The sequence below is a fragment of the Ktedonospora formicarum genome (assembly GCF_016587355.1).
Taxonomy (GTDB): Bacteria; Chloroflexota; Ktedonobacteria; order Ktedonobacterales; family Ktedonobacteraceae; genus Ktedonobacter; species Ktedonobacter formicarum.
In genome coordinates this window covers 1,628,434-1,645,745 of sequence record NZ_BNJF01000001.1, presented here as the reverse complement: position 1 = coordinate 1,645,745, position 17,312 = coordinate 1,628,434, and the positions used below count along the sequence as shown (strand labels likewise).

At 52.3% G+C, this 17,312-nt stretch carries 14 protein-coding genes and 1 pseudogene; 1 reads left to right on the top strand and 14 read right to left on the bottom strand.

Annotated features, from left to right (window positions below; translation table 11 throughout):
• Positions 1–9: 9 nt before the first annotated feature.
• The 13 genes and pseudogenes from K3T82_RS07105 to K3T82_RS07050 all read right to left on the bottom strand — a co-directional run bounded on the left by K3T82_RS07105 (position 10) and on the right by K3T82_RS07050 (position 14,801).
• Positions 10–993 (bottom strand): 2-hydroxyacid dehydrogenase, encoded by a 984-nt coding sequence (locus K3T82_RS07105; protein WP_220192786.1) that lies wholly within the window; start codon positions 991–993, stop codon positions 10–12.
• Positions 994–1,206: 213 nt separating this feature from the next.
• A complete protein-coding gene (locus K3T82_RS07100; RefSeq protein WP_220192785.1) occupies positions 1,207–3,810 on the bottom strand; it encodes an ATP-binding protein in 2,604 nt (867 codons plus the stop codon).
• A gap of 76 nt (positions 3,811–3,886) precedes the next feature.
• A pseudogene (locus K3T82_RS47540) lies at positions 3,887–4,405 on the bottom strand (adenylate/guanylate cyclase domain-containing protein); the annotation flags it as partial.
• Positions 4,406–4,504: 99 nt separating this feature from the next.
• A complete protein-coding gene (locus K3T82_RS07095) occupies positions 4,505–4,942 on the bottom strand; it encodes a 3-keto-alpha-glucoside-1,2-lyase-like domain-containing protein (protein WP_220192784.1) in 438 nt (145 codons plus the stop codon).
• Between the two features lie 142 nt (positions 4,943–5,084).
• Positions 5,085–5,864 (bottom strand): serine/threonine protein kinase, encoded by a 780-nt coding sequence (locus K3T82_RS07090; protein WP_220192783.1) that lies wholly within the window; start codon positions 5,862–5,864, stop codon positions 5,085–5,087.
• A 253-nt stretch (positions 5,865–6,117) separates the two neighbouring features.
• The gene (locus tag K3T82_RS07085; protein ID WP_236031034.1) at positions 6,118–7,143 is read right to left on the bottom strand and encodes a tagatose 1,6-diphosphate aldolase; all 1,026 of its coding nucleotides are present in this window, start codon (positions 7,141–7,143) and stop codon (positions 6,118–6,120) included.
• A 99-nt stretch (positions 7,144–7,242) separates the two neighbouring features.
• The gene (locus K3T82_RS07080; RefSeq protein ID WP_220192782.1) at positions 7,243–8,175 is read right to left on the bottom strand and encodes a 1-phosphofructokinase family hexose kinase; all 933 of its coding nucleotides are present in this window, start codon (positions 8,173–8,175) and stop codon (positions 7,243–7,245) included.
• A gap of 2 nt (positions 8,176–8,177) precedes the next feature.
• A complete protein-coding gene (locus K3T82_RS07075) occupies positions 8,178–9,269 on the bottom strand; it encodes an SIS domain-containing protein (RefSeq protein WP_220192781.1) in 1,092 nt (363 codons plus the stop codon).
• A 59-nt stretch (positions 9,270–9,328) separates the two neighbouring features.
• The gene (locus K3T82_RS07070; RefSeq protein ID WP_220192780.1) at positions 9,329–10,327 is read right to left on the bottom strand and encodes an ROK family protein; all 999 of its coding nucleotides are present in this window, start codon (positions 10,325–10,327) and stop codon (positions 9,329–9,331) included.
• A gap of 19 nt (positions 10,328–10,346) precedes the next feature.
• The gene (locus K3T82_RS07065) at positions 10,347–11,597 is read right to left on the bottom strand and encodes a Gfo/Idh/MocA family protein (RefSeq protein WP_220192779.1); all 1,251 of its coding nucleotides are present in this window, start codon (positions 11,595–11,597) and stop codon (positions 10,347–10,349) included.
• Positions 11,598–11,648: 51 nt separating this feature from the next.
• Positions 11,649–12,503, bottom strand: coding sequence for a carbohydrate ABC transporter permease (locus K3T82_RS07060; protein WP_220192778.1), 855 nt, complete (start codon positions 12,501–12,503; stop codon positions 11,649–11,651).
• Between the two features lie 51 nt (positions 12,504–12,554).
• The gene (locus K3T82_RS07055; RefSeq protein ID WP_220192777.1) at positions 12,555–13,508 is read right to left on the bottom strand and encodes a carbohydrate ABC transporter permease; all 954 of its coding nucleotides are present in this window, start codon (positions 13,506–13,508) and stop codon (positions 12,555–12,557) included.
• A gap of 69 nt (positions 13,509–13,577) precedes the next feature.
• On the bottom strand, positions 13,578–14,801 hold the full coding sequence (locus tag K3T82_RS07050; protein WP_420799294.1) for an ABC transporter substrate-binding protein: 1,224 nt from the start codon (positions 14,799–14,801) through the stop codon (positions 13,578–13,580).
• A gap of 455 nt (positions 14,802–15,256) precedes the next feature.
• Here K3T82_RS07050 and K3T82_RS07045 point away from each other — a divergent pair, with 455 nt between their 5' ends.
• The gene (locus K3T82_RS07045; protein ID WP_220192775.1) at positions 15,257–16,045 is read left to right on the top strand and encodes a DeoR/GlpR family DNA-binding transcription regulator; all 789 of its coding nucleotides are present in this window, start codon (positions 15,257–15,259) and stop codon (positions 16,043–16,045) included.
• Between the two features lie 209 nt (positions 16,046–16,254).
• Here the strand turns inward: K3T82_RS07045 and K3T82_RS07040 are convergent, their stop codons facing one another.
• Positions 16,255–17,187: a lipid II:glycine glycyltransferase FemX gene (locus tag K3T82_RS07040; protein ID WP_220192774.1), complete on the bottom strand. Its 933-nt coding sequence runs from the start codon at positions 17,185–17,187 to the stop codon at positions 16,255–16,257.
• Positions 17,188–17,312 lie beyond the last annotated feature (125 nt).

The following is a 17,312-nucleotide window of genomic DNA, read 5'->3' as shown; positions in this document are numbered from 1 at the left end:
GATGGCGTTCTATGGGGTGACGAGGTTGGGTGGGCGCTCGCCCAGGGCGTGCGCGACCAGATTGCGCGCTGCCATTGTTGCCATACGTGTGCGTGTGGCATAGGTCGCGCTGGCAATATGGGGAACGAGTATAACGTTCTCCATGTTCAACAATTCGGACTCGACCGCTGGCTCACGCTCAAAGACATCCAGGCCCGCTCCGGCGATCTCTCCTGCCTGTAGAGCGTGTACAAGTGCCTTCTCATCTACCACCGGGCCACGTGCGGTATTGATCAAGAAGGCCGAGCTCTTCATCAGTTCTAGCTCACGCTCTCCAATTTGGTGGTGGGTCGCGGGCAGGTAAGGCGCGTGCAGACTCACGAAATCTGAGGCACGTAACAGATCATCGAGTTTAGTATATGTTAGCCCATAACGTGTCTCCACCTCGGGCGCGAGACGGTGTCTGTTGTGATAGAGCACACGCATATCGAAGCCACTGGCACGCTTTGCTACCAGTTGGCCGATGCGCCCTGCCCCGATGATGCCAAGCGTCGCACCTGTGACATCGGTCCCACAGAACATGAGTGGCCCCCAGCCGGTGAACTTGCCAGCGCGTAGGAAGCGCTCAGATTCCGGTATACGCCGAGCCACTGCTAGGAGGAGAGCAAAAGCCAGGTCCGCAGTCGTATCCGAGAGCACGCCAGGCGTGTTACTGACCGCGATCCCCAGGCGCGCCGCTGCCTCGACATCGATATTGTTATAGCCCACCGCCATGTTCGCAACCATCTTCAGGCGTGGAGTCGTGTTAGCGCAGGCTTCGAGCAGTTTCGCGTCGATGGTATCCGTCACCAGACTGAGCAGGTAGTCGTGCCCAGGCGCGCGGCGTAGGAGTTCGTCCGAAGACCAGATGACGCCTTCATCCATATTGGCCTCAACATCTCCTATGGCTTGTAAGAGTGGATAGGCGTCTGGGAGTATCTTCTGGGTGATAAGAATGCGTGGTCGCTCGGGCATTGCGAGACCTCCAGATAAAAGTTGAGCGTATCTCTACATTCTATGGTCTAGGGCGTTCTATGCTTCGTAGAGACTGCTCATAAACCTGCCGCACAATCATTGGCCTGAGCTATATTAGCTACCGTTCAGGTAAATTAGGAAATGAGCGGCAGGGTTTCATTGTAGCAAACGCACTCAAGCGTACGCAAGGAAACCTGTAATAGTCGCCCTTATTTATGGTAGACGCTCAGCTACATCGTTGAGACGACGAAGGAACTGGCGATCCTGGATACCTTCGAGGATCAAGCGCGCACGCTCAAGGTGTGAGCGGTCGCCGTTTCGCTCAGCCAGCACAATGCGCATCCGCGCGGCATGCACGACCGCCTGCATCTCCTCCAGTTGATCGATGTGGCTCTCTAACTCATCGCTATCATTGTTGAGCATGGCTTCAGCCATCCCGACACTCATTTGATTGATTGTACTTCTCCCGAAAGAGTCAGTTTGTGTGTTCTCGACTAGCTTTGGGGGGAAGGAGAGATTATGCTCCATACAGAAAAGCAGCATGCCACGTGCTGTGCCCCCACTGTATTCGGTCAGGTCAAACTTCGAGGCGGTAATATCATCACTCTGGTAGACGTCTATCATGTTCTGAAGCTGTTCACGCATGTTGAAGAGCTCGTTTGAGGCGCGACGCACAAAGGAGCCCATGGCGTCGATTAATGGTTGATCCTCGCGTGCCAGTGCCCAACGTGTCAATGTAAGATAGCCATCAAACATACTAAAGGTGCTGAGATTATTTCCACTCTGTTCGCGTATCTCTTCCATTTGGGGATATAGCTCTTCAATCAGGGACCAGTTACCCCGTGTGAATGCTGAATTAACAACCTGCGAAAGTGAAGCTCCAAAGGGGATCAGTGATTGGCCGGGGCGGATTTGTTTGAGCTCGTGCCGCATCAGATCGAAGAGCTCCTCATATTTGTGCAGAAATTGATAAGCAAGTGCGATCATCTGGAGCGCGTCGCCCCGTTCCGTAGCGGAGAGGTTGGGAATCGCGTAGCGGCGGAGCGCCGTTTCGAGCATGGGAGAATAATCATACAGACGCATATAAAGCGCGGTACGAGCATCAAGCGCCTCGCTGAGTGCGGTTGTGTCTCCTAACTGCTCAAAATATGCTACCGCATCGAGGGTGAGGGGAAGAAGAGCGCGCCGCTCGTCATCTGTAGGTTCTGGTATTTGAATGAAACACTGAACGAGCTGCACACGCCAGCGCTCGTAATCATTCCCCGAGGCCTCGACTAGTTGTTGCGCGCGCTTCAGGAGCGGTTGAATCTCCTGGGCTCCGCTCTCTATTCGCTCCCACTGGCCCCCGCGTGTGTAATGGATCAGGAGCTTGCGTAGGATTCGTGCTCCAATCAAGCTTTGGGCTGCATCAGGGCTTGGATTCTGCTTCTCCCAGTAAGTGAAGGCTTTGTGATAAGCCTCAATGGTGGTACGCGACCAGTAGAGACTATCACCAAGGGCTTCATGTAATTCGACCAAATCTTTCTCTGAGGCTATAGCTATCGCGCTTTGAATATTGTTTTGCGCCTCTGTGTAGGCTCCCGCATGGCTGGCGAGGCGGGCCGCGCGGCGCAGAAAGTCGATGGCCCTGGTGGTATCGATATGGAGTTGTGTACGTACCGCCGATTGGCGCGAGAGGGTTACTGCCTCGTGGTAGTGGTAGGCGATCAATTCAGTGTATTCGTCGAGGTGGGTAGCATTGATATTTTCCAGAGACACGGCGAGTTTCTCATGTAGTCGGACGCGTTGGGTTCGCGCGAGCGTACCATAGGAGACATCGCGGAAGAGGATATGGCGAAAGGCATAGGTATGGCTCTCTGATGGGGCAAGTATGTCACGCTCCAATAACCCATCGAGTGCTTGCTGAAGTGAGCTTAGACTATATTCGCTCAATACTTCCGCCAGCATAGTCATTGAGAAGGCACGACCTGCGACTGATGCTACCTGTAGTACGTCACGTTCGGGCCGCGAAAGCTGATCCAGGCGGGTCTGTACGGCTGCATGGACTGTGTCAGGAAGTTGCTCAGATGAGTCTGAAGTATTTGAGCGCTCCTGGAGACCTCGTAGCAACTCAAGCGCGAAGAAGGGATTGCCCCCGGAGCGCTCAGCGATGCGTGTGCGTACTGCCTGAGGAAGGTCCTGGGTCAGGCGAGAGATAAGCTCCTGCGTGTAGCGCGGCGAGAGCGGTTGCAGGGCCAGGGATGTGAAGTTCTGCTGCCCTCCACCCCAGTTCGGGCGGCGGTCCAGCAATTCTGGGCGGCTGAGCGCGATCAGCATCAAAGGTGCTTGTGTGCGCAGGTGGGTAATGTATTCGACGAGATCAAAGAGGCTTTCACTGGCCCAATGTAGATCCTCGAAGATGAGGATACGTGGGGCTTGTTGCGCCAGCACTTCGATGAGCAATCGCCAGGCGGAGAAGATATTCTCGCGGTCGGTCGTTGTCTCGCCTTCGATGCCAAGCGTTGCCAGAATCAGGTCTGCCAGCCTCTCGGCGTCCTGTCTTGCGTAAATTGCGTTCAGGAAGACGTGTGCTACGCGCTCACGTGTGATATCTCCATCAATCAATTGGGAAAGTAGCCCACGTAAGGGCCAGTAGGCGAGTGTCTGTCCATAGGGGAGGCAGCGCGCGGTCGATACCTGAAAGCCATCGTCGGAATCAAGGCGTGCCAGGAATTCCTCCAGTAGGCGTGTCTTCCCTGTTCCAGCAGGAGCGATGATGGAGACAAGTTGTGGGCGTTCCTCTTCGAGGGCACGAGCCTGTAAGAGGGCTAGTTGCATCAAGTCTTGTTTGCGCCCCACTAATGGCGGACGCTCGACTTTGCGCGGCTCGCTGGCCCTGTAAGGGATAGACTTGCAAGGGCTTGCTCTTACCCTTGACCTCGACCAAGCGTGCCTCCTCAAAGAGGAAGGCATGATTGGCGGCGGCGTAGACGCGCTCCCCCGCCAGGATCTCACCAGGGTTGGCGTTTTGTTCAAGTCGAGCGGCGACGTTGACGGCATCGCCTGTTGCCAGAAACTGGTTATTGCTTGTATCAATCGTTGCCATAACCTCGCCCATATTTATGCCAATGCGTAGGAGGAAGGAGGGGCCGAGGATATCATCATTGGCGACGGCTTCGCGTAAGGCGAGTGCTGCCGCGAGAGCGCGTTCGGGATCATCGCCGTGCGCGGATGGTAGGCCAAATATTGCCATCACGGCGTCGCCGATGAATTTCTCCAGTATTCCTCCATGTCGGGGAATAATATGGCGCGCGTGCTCATAGTAGCGTCCCATCAGGGCACGTACATCTTCGGGGTCAAGTGTGTCACCTAGTGCGGTCGATCCTGTGACGTCGGCGAAGAGAATACTGACAAGCTTTCGCTCTTCTGGCATAGCAACTCCTCTGCTGGAGATATCCTTTATATAACTAATGCTGAGATTTTGCCCACATTGTAACATACATGCTTGTCAATAAAGTTGTTGCCGCTATCCCTATTCGACCCATATCTTTAAGTTCTTGAAGACGGCTTCGGTTGAGGCGTCATATTGCGCATCGACGAATAGACCCAGATACCCCTTCGTATATGTGTTATCAGTAGCGCTCTGAATGTAGAAACCATTGATATAAAGATCAAATCTTCCGTTATGGGCTCGTAGCCCAAGCACGTTGTTGTCTTCTGGAGCGGTCTTAATAGCTGAGGATGTGTTACGTAGGATAATACGAGCGCCACTGCGGGTATTATCTGTATAGACGGTCAATTGATAGCTTCCGCCTTTATCTATCTGAAAAGCGTAGAATGCACTAAATGTATCCTGTATGTAAAAGAGTAGCCCTGCGCTCTGCCCCTGGATTTGTGCGACCTCGACTTGAAGTGCGAAATTGGTCAAATTGATACCTTGCGCAGTACAGGTAGTTAAGTCTCCGCGCATGTTCTGTTTGATGGAGTAGTGCTTGTCCCTGAACCCACAAATTCCCTCACCATCATCGCTCTCTTCCCATTGAAACTGCTTGGTATTCTGTGTAAGGGAATCGCTGAGGGTTGGTGCAGCATTTGGAGGAAATGTTTGTCTCTCATTTTGTGCAGTACAATACCGCATCGACCTCGATTGGCAGAGCTGAATTGAGCTGGCTAGGTGGCTGTGGTGGCTCATGTATATGCTGGTAGGCGAGCTCAATCTGGCCTCCACGAAAAGGTGTACACCCGGTCAATAATTCATACGCCATGACCGCGAGCGCGTACTGATCGCTCGAGAAGTCCGCGTTACCACGTAAGTGCTCTGGGGCCATATATGATGGAGTGCCACGTACTTGCGCACCAGTTGTGATGATAGTTGAGAGCTTGGCGATGCCGAAATCAGAGAGAAATAAATCTGGAATATCCATAGTCTCAGTATCTTGTGTGCGAATAAGGAAGTTCGATGGTTTTACATCACGATGAATGATGCCGTGGTTATGCGCATGTTGGAGTGCCCTGGCGGCTTGCATGACCATCTCAGATACGTCAGCAGGCGAAAGGGGAACCTTCTGCTTGGCTTGCCACCATTGGGCTAATGTACCTTCTTCGTATAAAGGCATGACCATGTAGGCAAGTATTGTCTGTTGATAGTCTTGCTGTCCAGAGTCGAAGAGGGGTACGATATGGCGATGATTGAGATGAGCGAGCGCCTGTAATTCCTTTTTGAAGAGGCGTAATCCGGCATCAGTTTCGTTATTTATAGGCAACTGGAGGACTTTGATCGCGACATTGCGCTCAACTTGCGGATCTTCCGCAAGATAAACCTCGCCCATTCCCCCCTTTCCCAATAGGTGAAGTATCTTGTAACGCCCGAGCTGAATCCCTTCCAGGTGCATAGGCTCCATCCTTTTACCATTCGCAATCTTCATATGGCCTGTTTCTGAGTGTCCACTATTGTAACATACGTATAAGCTAATGCATATGCTCTGTTTACGCTATTTGTGTTGTTGCACCCTAAGACTTTTTTCTAGTACAGATGTCTTGCAAAGAGGAGCGGCGCGGATAAGCTCTCCAAAAGAAAACCTATCTGCGCCACTCCTCTTCTTACGTCCGATTAGCCACCTAACTTTGGGAGTTGGTAAAAAACACCTATTCTACAATCTCTATCGCGTCTAGTCCTCCATAGATTGTATGCCAGGGTTGCGCGCAACGATCCAGCACCGCATTGAGAGCCTGTACATTGCGTACACCCTGCTCTTGTAGCCAGGCTTCGAGCGCTGCCTCTCCTTCATTGACGAACACAGGGATACCACCTTTCCAGGTCGCGCGACCGCATAACACGCCACTAAATGGTACACCTGCCTCTGCGGCTAGTTCCAGTGTCTCGCGGAAGACGGCGTCATCGACTCCGCCACTCAGGTAGATAAAAGGGAGTTTGGCGGCCTTGGCGGCAGCCTGGAAATGTTCTTTTGCCTCCTGTCGATTATAGGCCACCTCGTCGCCCTTATAGGCCAGGCTTCCTGCCAGATAGGTGCAGTTGATTGGCACCTCGACTTTCAGCATATCGATGCCGTAGCGGGGGCGTGAGAATTCTTGCATGATTGTTTGTATATATGCTGGTTTCAGGCGCGCGAACTCAAGGCTTTGCTCCTGGTGGATGTTGTCATAGGCCAGAGGCTCCAGAAAGAATGGAATATCGAGCGCGCGGCACTCGTCGCCAACACGTTCAACGAAGGCTTGCTTGCTCTCATTAATCCATGCCTCATCAGCGGGATTATAGTACAGGAGGATTTTCACCACATCGGCCCCAACTTCGACCAACCTGCGCGCGCTCCAACGCTCCAGCAGGCGTGGTAAGCGTCCAACGGCTTGGGGATCATAGCCCGTGACCTCGTATGAGAGCAACGCGCCGCTTCCCTCTGCTCGCTCTCGCAGAGCCGGCAAACCATATTCGGGGTCAAGGAGGATCGCGCTAGCATAGCATGTGAGAACCTGCGAGACCTTGCTTTTAAAGGCCGCGATGGCTTCTGGTGTCCCTCTTCCCTCTTCTAGCTTCTCGATGCTCTTCTTGAGCGAGCCACGCTGATCCATAGCGACGGCGGCAATGATGCCTCGCTCATTGGCACACGCCTGTATATGCTCAAATTTACCGCGACTGATGCGCACCTTTGTCACAACGTACCATCCTTCCAGACACAACAAGTAAAAACGTTTTGCGATAGTGTATGCTGTCCATTTACTAAGCCTGCCACTCAGACGCTCTTAGCAAATGTGTCACAACAGAGCTTGTACAAAGGGGAGAAGTCGCTCGACGTCCGCCAGATGCAGGCGCCCCGCGCCCAGGATCAGAGTATTAGCTGCTCCCGCCGCTACTCCCAAACGTGCAGCCTCTTGCAACTCCTGACCGCGTAATAATCCGGCGGCGATACCAGCCAGGAGGCTATCACCGCTTCCAGTCGCACAAAGTGCGGGCACCGTAGGCGCCGACCAGCCAAAGCGTTGCCCATCTCTGGCGCAACCTACAACTCCTGTTTTCCCAAGCGAGATGACCACGGCACGCGCGCCACGCTGTCGTAATTCGCCCGCAGCTTCCAGGGCCTGGGAGGGGTCAGAAACTTTTGAGCCAAGGAGTTCGCCTGCCTCAAACTGGTTGATCTTGAGTAGTTCCGGTGCATAGATCAGGGCTTCAGTAAGTTGAGGGCCATGTGCATCGAGCAAGACTGGGACTGAATTGTTCTGCGCCGCGCGGAGCAGCATTGCTAAACTATCCTCTGGCACTCCTGGCGGAAAGCTGCCACACACTGCCATAAAGTGCGCTTGGGGCAGAGCTGAGTTGACTTTATGCACCAGGGAGGCCCACTCTTCTACTGTGAGAGGGGCTCCCCGCTCATAAATTTCCGTTAAGCGATAATTATCTTTGGGGTCCACGATGGTCAGGCAGGTGCGTAACTCGGCGGTAACCTCTTGAAGCTCGACTTGTAGCCCCTCCCGAGTGGCTAGCGCTAACAATTGTTGACCGGCGAAGCCTCCTGCAGGCCCAAGGATGAGCCCGTTTTCGCCCAACGTGCGAAGTGCTCTGGCGAAGTTGAACCCCTTTCCTCCAGCGAGTGTGATGAGCTCGTTGGCACGATGGATCTTACCTGGGGCGAAGCCAGGTAAGACGACAGTTTTATCGAGCGCGGGATTGGGAACGACTGTGATAAACATATCTAGTTACTCGAATCAAGCACGACGACTGCGGTCAGGTTATGTGGCTGATCAGGGTTTTGCCCGTTAGCGCGCGCACGGTAGTAAGCGAGCAACTGAAGGACCGGTAGATATAGCACAGCGCGGTTGGTTTCAGCCAGCCCCGAGTTGAAGGTTACCTGATAATCCGCAGCCTTAGATGTGACCTGATTTTCGGATAGGACCAGCGTGCGCCCGCCCAGGGCGCGCATTTCGCGTAAGACGGCCAATTCATATTCGCTGGCGCTGTCTGAGAGCAGACCAACCACCAGGGTCCGTTCATTGACCATCGACATTGGGCCGTGGCGGAACTCCATGAAGTGGAAAGCCTCGGAGACAGAGAGCGACATCTCTTTCATTTTTAAGTTAATTTCGGAGGCCAGCCCATATTGTAGACCTGAACCCAGAAAGTAGAAGCGCTCAATCCCTTTCTCTTCGCCTAGTGCTTTTGCCAGGTCATGATAGGTTTTGATCAGGTTCTCGCCCAGGGCGGGGAGGCGCTGCATGGCCTGGAACTGAGGCTCATGTGCCAGGGCTGTCGCGGCCTGAGCTGTGACTAACATCGCGCTAAAGGACCGGGTCTGCACGACGCTCTCTTCTTGTCCCTCAGCGATGATCAATGCCAGATCGCTCAATGCTACCAGTTCTGCCTCAGGATAGCAGCCAATGGTTACTACTGGCTCTGTGTGCCGGCGCTTGAATGCCTCGGTTGCGCGGATGGTCTCGGTCGTGTGGCCCGAGCGTGAGATCGTAAAAAGCAGAGGACGGCTACCGGGAGCATAGATTGTGTCCGGGAAGAGTAGCAGCTCTGAGGCTGGAACCGGGCGCGCACGTACGCCCAATTGTTGCTGAAGCAGAGGGGCAACGGCCTGAGAGAGATAGTGTGTTGAGCCGCAGCCGGTCACAATAATCTCTGTGTATTGCTCCGATAGCCAGAGCTTCTGTATGGCCTCCTGGCTGGCTGCCACCACCTCAAGGGCTGCTCTCCATGCCACCGGCTGTGTCAATATCTCGTAGAGTGTATGTGTCTCATATCCACCAGGGATTGTAACTGTTATATGTTCCCCATTGCTCATGTCGAATAAAGCTCCTTGAATTGAGTGCAAAGCTATCAGTCCTCTTGTCTGCTTGCTAACTAGTGGGCAGATGTAATAAGGGCTGCCGCGCCAGTAATTCCGGCATCATGTTGCAAGCTGCTCAGGCGAAGCAGATTCAGGCCGCTCATTTCGCGAAAGATGGGAGAGTTCTCCAACCAGCGCGTAACGCCTTCGTGTATGGCTTCAATGAGCGGGCTCCCCTCTACAGCCAGTCCTCCTCCGATTATCACTATCTGAGGATCGAGGCTCATACTTAACAAGTAGATACCATATGCCAGGTATTGCCCTGCTTCACGCAGAATCTTTGTGGCGAGCGCGTCGCCTTTGCGAGCGGCCTCAAAGACGTCCTCGGAGCGCAGGTTTTCCAGAGGCTGCTTACCTATTAGGTCTCGTAAGAGCGATGATTTGCCGCTCCTGAGTTCGTCTTGAGCGCGCAGAGCTAGAGCTGGACCAGCCGCCAGCGCTTCCAGGCATCCTCGTCCCCCACATCGGCATAAGGGGCCAGTGGGGTTGAAGCTTGCATGTCCGATCTCGCCTGCCATGCCATGCGCGCCGCGATAGAGCTTTCCATTGATGATGGCTCTGGTCGCGATGCCTGTCCCTAGACTGAGGTAGACCATATTGTCCAGCCCCTTGCTCACTCCGTAAATACTTTCGCCCAGAGCTGCCGCGCTCACATCATTTTCGATGGCGCATGGAAGCTGTAGCTCCCGCTCAAGCCAGGATCTTACCTCCACATTCTGCCAGCCCAGGTTAACAGAGATCTGGCAGATACCTTGCGCGGGATCAACCATGCCTGGTATTCCCAGTCCAACCGCATGCACCTGCTCCATCGTTACACCAGTCGCTTGAACTGCGCTTCTGACTCCCTGGGCGATTGAGCTCAGGGTGCGTTCAGGGGTACTGGTATCAGTTGTGATCTTGATACGACCGTGTACATTGCCCTGCGTATCCACCACACCTGCGGCAATCTTTGTACCCCCTACGTCGACCCCTACAACCAGGGCATCGTGTGGGATTGTCTGTGCTTGTTGCATATGCGCTACTATTCTCCGATTAATGTGCTAACTGGACGCCACGTTGCTCGCGGCGTGCCTGCTCGGCGGCGAAGACCGTAAGGTGTGTTTCCAACGACTCCTCGGGGCCTGAGAGGATCTGACTGGGATCGTGCTGAGCTACTGCTGCTACAAAGCTCTTCATCAGTCCATAGTCGCCTCCGCCATGTCCACTGGCCTCTTCCAGGCGCTCAACTTCGTAAGTAGTCGTCTGCTCTGTCAGGAAGTCATAGTGAACGATTTGCTTTCCATTTCCGCGTAGCTCACCCTTGGTTCCAAAAATTAGTGTCTCGCGATCCCGAATCTCGCTCGTTGCGATCATCGTGAATACAGCTGTCGTACCGTTTTCATATTGTAAGTTGACCACCTGATGATCTACCACATCGTTGTCGCACTCATACACACAACGTCCATATGGGCCGTCGCGTAGCGCTGACTCTACTCCGTCCTCAGAGAAATCAGTCGTAATTACGTCTAGCGGCCAGTGGAGTTGCCCTTCGCGTAGTCTGTTGGTATAGAAGCGCTTCGCCGAATAAGGGCAGGCGTGCTCATAGGCGCACTCCAGGCAGCGAGTGGCTTCGCCTGCTTCCGCTGGTTTTCGCTCTTTACGGAAGTGAGATAGCGAGCCAAATGACGAGACTTGCACACAGGGGCTCCCAATGATATAGCGCAACCAGTCGAGATCATGGCAGGACTTCGCTAGAAGCATAAATGACGACTCGGCCTCGTTTCGCCAGTTGCCACGCACGAATGAGTGTGCATAGTGCCAGTATCCCACCGGTTCCAAGTGTTGGATGCTCAGGATGTCACCGATCAACCCCGAATCGAGAAGACCCTTCAAGCGCTGTGTATAGGCTGTGTAACGGAGCACATGCCCAACTGCCAGAATATTTTGATGCTCCAATGCTGCCTCAACAATCCTCTGACAACTCTCGGGATCGGGAGCCAGGGGCTTTTCTAAGAGAATGTCATAGCCTTGCTTTGCGAACGCGACGGCTGGATCGCGGTGGAGCGCGTCAGGCGTCGCGATCACTACTGCGTCCGCGAACTTTGCCCGTTCAGCCAGTTGTTGCCAGTCCTCAACCACATTCTCCGGGGAGATATGATGCTCCCTTGCTAGATGTGAGCGGAAGAACTCACGCGGGTCTGCGACACCCACGACCCGAGCCTGGTCTGGATGCTGTAGGGCATACCTCGCGTATGTCTTTCCTCGACTACCAGCGCCAATGATAAGTAGTGTAATGGGGGTCATCCCAGGATTCCTTTCTGGTAAATAGTAAGTGACTCTTTACGCTTGCGTACTTTAGCCTTTTGTGCCAGTGATGGCAATGCCTTCGATGAAATGCCTTTGGAAGACGATAAACATAACCAGCATCGGCCAGGATGCAAGTACCGCTCCCGCCATGAGTACCGGGAAATTGGTGCCATGTTCGCCTTGAAGAGTGGCTAGTCCCACGGCCAGAGTCATCTTATCGGTTGAATCGTTCACGACCAGCGGCCAGATCAGGTCATTCCAGGACCAGAGAATGGTCAGAATCGCAAGAGCGATCAGGGCCGACTTTGCCAGTGGCAAAATGACATACCAGTAGATCTGTAAATGGTTCGCGCCATCCAGGCAAGCGGCCTCATCCAATTCTTTCGGTAAACTGAGAAAGAACTGACGCAAGAGAAATGTTCCGAAAGAGCTAAATAGACCTGGCACAATCAGCGCCTGCAATGAATTAAGCCAATGCAAGTCCTTCATAATGAGGTACTGTGGTACCAGATAGACATAACTAGGGATCATCAAGATAGAGAGTACCACCACAAAGATGATGTTGCGCCCAGGGAACTCGATACGCGCGAAGGCATAGGCCGCTAATGAGCAGAAGGTAAGTTGCCCCAACGTGCGCCCGATGGTCATCAATAGGGTGTTTTGGTAGAACGTGAGAAAGGGCAGCGTCGAGAATGCCTGAGCGTAGTTATTCCACTGTAACTGTGCGGGAAAGAATAACATCGGTACATGTGTTGCCTCTGCCAGTGTCTTCAGAGACGTTAGAACCATCCATAGAAAGGGAACGATAAAGAGCAACGCGCCGAGAGCAAGGATTGTATGAATGATCCAGGAACTCTTTGTTGTGTGTACCTTATGTGCTTTTGCCTTCACCTGTTCAATCATAGAATTCCTCCTAAGACCATATCTGTCAACCATATACCTTGTGCTAGCTCGCTAGTCATAATGCACCCAGCGCCTCTGCAAGCGAAGTTGCATGATGGTTACCAGCAGGATGACAACAAACAAGAACACCGCGATAGCCGATGCATATCCCTTATCGTTATCAATGAATGCGTGCTGATAGAATAGGTAGACAATAGTTTCTCCCGCAGGCAGGGCGGGGCTGTTCTGCCCAAACATCAGAAAAATCAGGTCAAAGACTTGAAAGGCATTGATGAGAGATGTTACGGTCACAAAGAAGATTGTAGGTGTTAGCAGAGGTAGGGTTACATGGAAAAATTTTCTGATCGGGCTTGCGCCATCGATGGCAGCAGCCTCCATGTAAGTGCTCGAAATGCCCTGCAAGCCTGCCAGAAACAATACCATATTATTGCCTACAGCGCCCCAGATAGCGACCACAATGACGGCATAGAGCGCGGTCTGCATATTGGTCAGCCAGCTTGTTCCTGTGAGGTGGATCAATCCCAGGAAGTAGTTAATCAGACCGTAGTCACCGTTATAGAGCCAGCGCCAGATGACCGCCACTGCTCCCGGGATTGTGACCACTGGTAGAAAGTAGAGCGTGCGGTAGACCCCAACACCACGTATCTTTTGGTTGAGCAGGACAGCGAAGAAGAGCGAGACGACGATTCCACCTACGACCGACAGGACGGTGTAGATAAGGGTGTTAAGTAAGGCACGCCCTAGCTCGGGATCTTGTAGCATGCTTTGATAGTTAGAGAGTCCACTCAGCTTATATTTGCCAAAAGCTCCCCAATGCGTAAAGCTAAAGAAGAACGTCTGAAAGACCGGCCAGATATAGAAGATCAAAAGGCCGATGAGCAGTGGAGATATCATGGCATATGCCCAGAGGATGTCTTTTCTCTTCTTCTGGCTGGTGGACCTGCGTCTTATGTGGGTAACAGCGTTTTTCGATGTCTGTGCCACCTCAATGCTTGCGGTATCCAAGCGTCACCTCCATCTAGAACATGGTGCGCCCACCGACAGCGCTGTCGGTGAGCGGCTTGTATGGTACGATTATTTCTCTTGCGCGAGGGCTTGATTCATTTGCGTTGCCAATTGCTTTGCTCCGGTCTCAAGATCGAGCTGTCCCGACCAAACCTGGGTTAGAATCTTATCCTGCTCATCGTTCCATACCTGGGTATTCTTCGATATAGGATAAGGAACCGAGTATTGCAACTCATCAATAAATGCTTGCAAGTGGAAGTTCGGATAGGCTTTCACCCAGGTATCTTGTGTCCCATTGTACGCTGGAATTACAGTGCCTGTATTAGCCTGCATTTCTGCCGCTTCCTGCGAACCCAGGTATTTCACAAATTCCCATGCCTGTTCAGGATGCTCTGTGTTGGCCGAGATCACATTGCCTAGACCATGGATAACAGTCGCGCGCTTCTTTCCCTGTGGCAAGACGGAAACGGCAACCTTGTCTTTGGTGTAGCTGTTCGAATGGAACTCAACCGCATCCCAGGACCCACCGTACATCATGGCGACCTTGCCCGACTCAAACATGACAAGGGGCGTGGTGTCGACCATTTGTGATTCGGTAGGAGAGGATTTATCCTGGATGAGATCAGTCCAGAACTTCAGACCACCAATGGCGGCTTCAGAGTCGAAACCTGATGATTTTTTATCTGGTGAAATGACATAACCATCATTTTGAGGAATTGTGTTGTAGAAGCCCTCTTGGGAGTTCATAGGTGCCGCGATGCCCCAGGTTCCCTTCGCGGAGTTCGTCAACTTCTTGGCGGTTGCGCGCAATGTATCCCAGGTCCAGGTATCATCGGGATACTTCACACCAGCCGCGTCAAAGAGCGTCTTGTTGTACCAGAGCCCAATAGTGTCGAAGTCCTTAGGTAAGGCATAGTGCTTTCCATTGTAGGTGTACAGGTTGACTAGCGAGGCTGGATAGTTGTCCAGGCTGACTTTGTCATTGTTAATCTGCTCATCAATTGGGGCGATGATTTCGTTTGAGGCATATTTCTGGAAGTTTGGGCCGTTCATCCAATAGACGTCGGCGGCGCTTCCGCCTGTCGCTGCGGTCTCAAGCTTTGTCCAGTATTGGGCGTATGGTGTCACTTCAATGGTGACTTTGATGTTGGAGTGGGCTTTCTCGAATTTGTCGATGATCTGTTGCAGGGCCGGAACCTGATTCTTATCCCAGATACTATATCTGAGCGCTACAGTCCCGCCAGAAGAGGCGTCGTCGCCTCCACAGGCGCTGATGAAGATGGCTAGCAACATAAAGATGCAGCCCAGGGAAAAGAGTTTTTTGTTCACTTCACTCTCTCCTTCTGACCATAGGCAGGTCAAATAGTTATAGAGCCGCGTAACACTCAAGGTGCAAGTCGACTCTTACCGGATGGGGCGTGCTAGATATCGCATTTATCATCTTGCTTATCTTGTGCGCAGAAGACAATCAAAATAGAAGGGTTGTGCCTTGCTTGCGTCTATCATCGGTGGATAGATGAGATTCTGCTTCTCTGATGAATCGTAGATAAGCGAGATGATCGTAAGCAATCAAAAAATGATCGTTTTTGATTGCTTTTTCGGAATATACCATCCAAAAATATCAATGTCAAGCTGTGGAAGCACAAAAACGATCACATGTGAGTCTTTGTTGACAGTGTTGTGCCATTATAGCTATAATATCAATCAAGAATGATCAGTATTTGGGTTGCAAAAGGACACAGGGGAGAATGGATACACTGTTAACGACCGCGAGGCTTGAGCAGATAGAGCATATCGTCAAAGAGCGCCAACATATACGTGTGACAGAACTGAGCGAATATCTGGGGGTCAGTGAGCCAACTATCCGCCGTGATTTGAAGAAGCTGGAGTTAATGGGCCGGGTAAAGCGGGAGCATGGTGGGGTGAGTGCTGCCGAACTGGCTACGGTAGAGCCGCCAATTGTGCAACGAGGCGTTGAGAATAGAGAAGAGAAGCGGAGTATCGGTCGTCTAGCTGCCTCTCTGATCAAGGATGGCGAAACTATTTTTCTTGGTTCTGGCACAACCACGCTCGAAGTTGCCCGCTGCCTGGAGAATAAGCAGAAACTGACTGTCATCACGAATGCTCTCAACGTTGCCTATCACTTGGCTGAGAAAGAGAATATCACTTTGATTATTACCGGAGGGGTAGTACGTCATTCTGAGCTCTCGATGATTGGGCATATTGCTGAACAAACATTGAAAGATTTGCGTGCTGACAAGGCTATTATCTCCATGCGTGCCGTGAGTTTACAGGATGGTTTGACCAGCATCGACCCATTGGAGACGATTACCGACCGTGTTATCATCCAATGTGCCCGTGAAGTAATCCTGGTCGCTGACAATACCAAGTTTGGCAAGGTCGCTACCAATATTGTCGCGCCAGCAACTGCTGTCCAGAAGATCATCACTGATGATCGAACATCGGAGGAAATAGTCTCACAACTACGTGCCCTGGGTATTGAAGTGCTTCAGCCCTCAATGGCTCAGGACATGTAAGAAAACGCGTATTCTTCTTTTTCTTATTTATATGTTGTATATATCTTGTTGCCTCTCGCATTATTTGAGATTGTCGCACAATCTTTTTAACTTGTCTCAACCGAGATAGCGGTACAGTTGTCCGCCAAGAGTGCTAGCCACAGATAGCGGAAGTCGCTTCCAGCTAGAGGTGAGCAGGCGATATTTCCAGCTTTGTTCGGAGGTCGTTGCTAATCCGGCCTGCTGTGGATAATAGTAATATGGTAAGGGCGCAGCTCAGCTCCCCAGCGTCGTTTGAACTCCATCAATCCTTCGTTATCACGCGCGGTTCTGCCCATATCTAATATTTCGTATCCATGCTCACAGCCCCACTCGATGGCCCGCCACATTAGAAGATTATTAGGCGCCAGATGCAGGTAGCGTTCGTCAGAGGCTCCATATGCGTAGCGGAGAGTTTTTCCTGAGCCAAGGAGGACCATTCCGGCTATTACTTGTCCCCCATGCTCGGCCAGAAGAACCATCATTTGCTGCTGCGCCGAGAATGTGTCCCAGAGCTCATAGAAGAATTTTGTTGGCTGGGCCGGCATCCCATGCTTACGTGTGCGGGTCAACACATGTAGCTGGTGATAGCGCTCAACATCGGTACGTGTGAGCGCGCTTCGGATGAGTAGCCCGTTTTTACGGGCCTTTTTAATTTGATGCTGAACTGGTTTTCGCAGGTGTGACCACACCTGAGCCGGGTCCGCATCCAATGCGAGATGCCACGTGACATATAAGTTGCTCTCAACAAAGGCAGGATGTTCTGCGAGCACGGGATTTTCACCTGTACGCAGTTCGAGATATCTGGCCTTATGTTGTCGGGTAAGCTCAATGGCCTCATCGATAAGTTTGAGTGTGCTAGCCTCGTTGTCTGCTAACAATGGCGCCTGATCTGAGAAGGGCAGGGAGACGAGATGTGAACCTGAGAGTGGACTGCGTACGCTATACAGCGGCAACAGGGCGCTTGGCTGTTTATCATCTTCTAGGTGTATTAGGTGAAGCGGCGTAAAGCCGTAAACGCGCTGGATCAAGGCCAACCAGGCAGGCTGACTATAAAATGTTGCCTGCTTGTGCTGCTCAATAAAGGTTTGCCAGGAGATCTGGCCCAGGCTCGTCTCAATCATGATATGCTCATATCCCTCTCACTAAAATGTCGTCTTGTTAAGCATATCCTTGTGATGTTGTGGCGCAGTGATGGATGTGGTTGCGTTTATGTAGGCATCGCTCCTTTCGGGCGTAGAAGTGATGT

What these genes read in the sequence shown, in the direction of transcription:
- K3T82_RS07105 (WP_220192786.1), bottom strand. Translation starts at nt 993, where the DNA reads ATGCCCGAGCGACCACGCATTCTTATCACCCAGAAGATACTCCCAGAC.
- K3T82_RS07100 (WP_220192785.1), bottom strand. Translation starts at nt 3,810, where the DNA reads ATGCAACTAGCCCTCTTACAGGCTCGTGCCCTCGAAGAGGAACGCCCA.
- K3T82_RS07095 (WP_220192784.1), bottom strand. Translation starts at nt 4,942, where the DNA reads ATGCGCGGAGACTTAACTACCTGTACTGCGCAAGGTATCAATTTGACC.
- K3T82_RS07090 (WP_220192783.1), bottom strand. Translation starts at nt 5,864, where the DNA reads ATGCACCTGGAAGGGATTCAGCTCGGGCGTTACAAGATACTTCACCTA.
- K3T82_RS07080 (WP_220192782.1), bottom strand. Translation starts at nt 8,175, where the DNA reads ATGTTTATCACAGTCGTTCCCAATCCCGCGCTCGATAAAACTGTCGTC.
- K3T82_RS07075 (WP_220192781.1), bottom strand. Translation starts at nt 9,269, where the DNA reads ATGAGCAATGGGGAACATATAACAGTTACAATCCCTGGTGGATATGAG.
- K3T82_RS07070 (WP_220192780.1), bottom strand. Translation starts at nt 10,327, where the DNA reads ATGCAACAAGCACAGACAATCCCACACGATGCCCTGGTTGTAGGGGTC.
- K3T82_RS07065 (WP_220192779.1), bottom strand. Translation starts at nt 11,597, where the DNA reads ATGACCCCCATTACACTACTTATCATTGGCGCTGGTAGTCGAGGAAAG.
- K3T82_RS07060 (WP_220192778.1), bottom strand. Translation starts at nt 12,503, where the DNA reads ATGATTGAACAGGTGAAGGCAAAAGCACATAAGGTACACACAACAAAG.
- K3T82_RS07050 (WP_420799294.1), bottom strand. Translation starts at nt 14,801, where the DNA reads ATGTTGCTAGCCATCTTCATCAGCGCCTGTGGAGGCGACGACGCCTCT.
- K3T82_RS07045 (WP_220192775.1), top strand. Translation starts at nt 15,257, where the DNA reads ATGGATACACTGTTAACGACCGCGAGGCTTGAGCAGATAGAGCATATC.
- K3T82_RS07040 (WP_220192774.1), bottom strand. Translation starts at nt 17,187, where the DNA reads ATGATTGAGACGAGCCTGGGCCAGATCTCCTGGCAAACCTTTATTGAG.